General features: G+C 57.2%; 2 protein-coding genes and 3 pseudogenes. 3 read left to right on the forward strand and 2 right to left on the reverse strand.

Features of this window, described 5'->3' with window-relative positions:
* The 3 genes and pseudogenes from ACQUQ1_RS21900 to ACQUQ1_RS21910 form a co-directional block, all read left to right on the forward strand.
* A pseudogene (locus ACQUQ1_RS21900) lies at nucleotides 1-441 on the forward strand (hypothetical protein); the annotation flags it as partial.
* 37 nt (nucleotides 442-478) lie between these two features.
* On the forward strand, nucleotides 479-913 hold the full coding sequence (locus ACQUQ1_RS21905) for a TRAM domain-containing protein (RefSeq protein ID WP_435066318.1): 435 nt from the start codon (nucleotides 479-481) through the stop codon (nucleotides 911-913).
* Nucleotides 914-989: 76 nt separating this feature from the next.
* Complete coding sequence (locus ACQUQ1_RS21910) at nucleotides 990-1,343, forward strand: hypothetical protein (RefSeq protein ID WP_435066319.1); 354 nt, start codon at nucleotides 990-992, stop codon at nucleotides 1,341-1,343.
* A gap of 85 nt (nucleotides 1,344-1,428) precedes the next feature.
* Here ACQUQ1_RS21910 and ACQUQ1_RS21915 read toward each other — a convergent pair.
* Both ACQUQ1_RS21915 and ACQUQ1_RS21920 read right to left on the reverse strand, forming a co-directional pair.
* Nucleotides 1,429-2,124 (reverse strand): annotated as a pseudogene (locus ACQUQ1_RS21915) (hypothetical protein).
* Nucleotides 2,121-2,441: pseudogene (locus tag ACQUQ1_RS21920) on the reverse strand (RNA polymerase subunit sigma-70); the annotation flags it as partial. The pseudogenes ACQUQ1_RS21920 and ACQUQ1_RS21915, both read right to left, overlap by 4 nt.

A 2,441-nucleotide genomic window follows, 5' to 3' on the forward strand; every position in this document is an offset into this window, starting at 1 on the left:
TCGGACTGGAACGATCTCGGATTCTGGTGGTTGAGTGCCTCGTATGACCCGTACCAGAAGTGGTTCAAACTCACCGAGACGCCTGACGGGCGGACGATGCTTCAACTCGGGAAGCAGGTCCGCGGTACTGAACACGTGCTCGCTCCAGTTCAGACTGGACACTCTCGGAATCGGGGAAAGGTTCACAGCTTGGCTTACGAGGTGGATTCAGCAGATACCTCCACTGGCGAATGGGCAGATATCGAAAAGGCGTGGCTGGAAACCGGCTTACAGAGTACTTCAGTTATCTTCAAGCTCGTCGCAACCCCGAGCGGGGAGCTCGCCCTTTCGCTGGGAAAGTACAAGGAACACAGCGACGATGGCGAGTTCATCACTGTATCAACCGAATTCAACCGCACCCTCAAAGAGAACCTCCACGAATTCGCCAACCTGCTGGGTTAAAGTTACTTGTCCCATGGTACTGACCACTAGAAGCTTAATGGTCGAGATCCCCAGCCCCCTTTGTTCCCTGTTTAGTGCTCTGATCGAAGAAGAGGATGGAAGATACGTAGTAGAAGTCCCCTCGAGTGAAGTCGATCATGAAGCGTTGTCAGCAAACGAAACGTATCGAGTGGCCATTCTAGAGTCCCAAGTCTCGACAGCGTCGTCGATACAACAGGAATCACAACAGTCCGGTTCTCGGGAGACTGAGGGCCGTTCACCCTCGGAACCTCCCGTTGATAAAGGCGAAGTACGTGACGTGACAATCGAAACCGTCGGCGATCAGGGCGACGGTATTGCAAAAGTCGAGCGGGGGTACGTCGTGATCGTTCCCGGCGCTCAGCCCGGCGACGAGCCAACAGTCGAAATCGAACAAGTTCAGGAGAACGTCGCGTTTGCGAGCATCGTCGATAGCGATCCGCGAGCACTCTAACCCATTGTCCCTTCTGTGGATCGGTCTTCTTCTCGGTAAACCATCGGTGTGAGAAGGCTCCGTTCGCGTTTGTCTGATGGAGGTGGTTCTGAAAGTCACGTCACGTTTCCTTCACGCGTTCGCGATGGCACAACCTTCCAAGGCCGATATCCAATCTATGACAAAGGAACCGATTGAGGTACTCGACGACCTGGCCGACCAGGTCGCCGATGAGTTCGAGGCGTATAGACAGCCGGACGAATTCAAGGATGTCTCGCTCGTGATCGAGAACAGCGACGAGGAGCGTCCGACGCTGATCGTCCACGTCGATAGGGAGGATGCGGAGTCCCTTGCCGACCGTATTGATGAGTTCCTCCGCGAGCACGGTGCTCGTACTGAACGGGAACGACACTCAGCTACGGATGTCCGCGTGTTAGCGACGGTCGACTGACACCGCCCCTCCAATTTTTCGACTGACTGCAAGCACCGCTGAAGGGCCCCTATCTTCACTTCCGAGCAAGGGGGTCCCGACCGCTTCAGCTCAGGTAGTCAATCTGTGCAGACAGATACTCTTGGAGAGCGGTGACCGTTTCTTCTGAGACAGCTGAGGCCCCGAAGTCACTCCGAAATCCGTGTTTGAGTTCGTCACTCTCCAAGATCTCCAGACCACGCTCAAGTTGCTCCCGGAGCTCATCGTCGTCCCCTCGCCGCAGGTGGGGTGTGACAGCGTTGAGGTCGCTCTCTTCTGCGACCGCCAGGACGTCCCGAAGGTCCGTTTCTCTGCCGCTGTGGAGCTTTGCCGCCACGAGGACGGCCCCATCGATCACTCTGGCTGTCGTCGTCACTGTGCCTCCGCTCACCTCCTGTTGGTGGCTGTGGTCGTACAGGTAGTCGAACGACCACTGTGCCTCCGTCTGGCGACACGCGAGTCCGTTCACCAGGAGATCGAAGCCGATCGGCTGCTACGGCGTGAGCCGCTTCTCGTACTCGATTACTTCGGTGTCGTAGAACCATTCTTTGGCGTGGCTGTCCGTTTTCTCGAATCCCCGCTGTTCGAGGAACTCGACGAAGTCAGCTTTGGAATCCGGCGCGACGACGATATCGAGGTCCGTGGAGAAGCGAGCATTGAATGCTGAGACAGCGTAGCCGCCAACAAGAACGTACTCGTGGCCCTCTTTGGTGAGCTCCTCGAGCAGTTCGATGAGCGCGTCACTTCGGTTGTTGAAGCTCATGGCTGCGCCCGTTCGGTCTCTCGATACGTGACGCCGAGGTCAAGGTCCTCGTACATCCGGTCGAGCATCGCCAGCGCCGACTGGAACTGGGCGTAGTTCTCGCGCATGTACTCGATCGTCTCTGCTCTCGGTATCACCGGGTACCCTTCGACGTGCTCGATATCGAGTGACGCGCGTGGCTCGAGGACCATTTGTAGCGGTCCGCTAAGCTCGTCTCGGGGCTGTCGTTCGAATGCGGTCGGGAGGTCGAAGGACTCGAAGAACCCCTCCCAGGCGTCGACGTCCTGCTCACGAACAGCCAGGAACAGTGGATAGTC

Origin of the sequence: Halobaculum sp. EA56, from assembly GCF_051195075.1 — an archaeon.
Lineage (GTDB): Archaea > Halobacteriota > Halobacteria > Halobacteriales > Haloferacaceae > Halobaculum.

Bases quoted from the DNA above. Each gene is read 5' to 3' on its own strand.
- ACQUQ1_RS21910 (WP_435066319.1), top strand. From the start codon at position 990: ATGGAGGTGGTTCTGAAAGTCACGTCACGTTTCCTTCACGCGTTCGCG.
- ACQUQ1_RS21905 (WP_435066318.1), top strand. From the start codon at position 479: ATGGTCGAGATCCCCAGCCCCCTTTGTTCCCTGTTTAGTGCTCTGATC.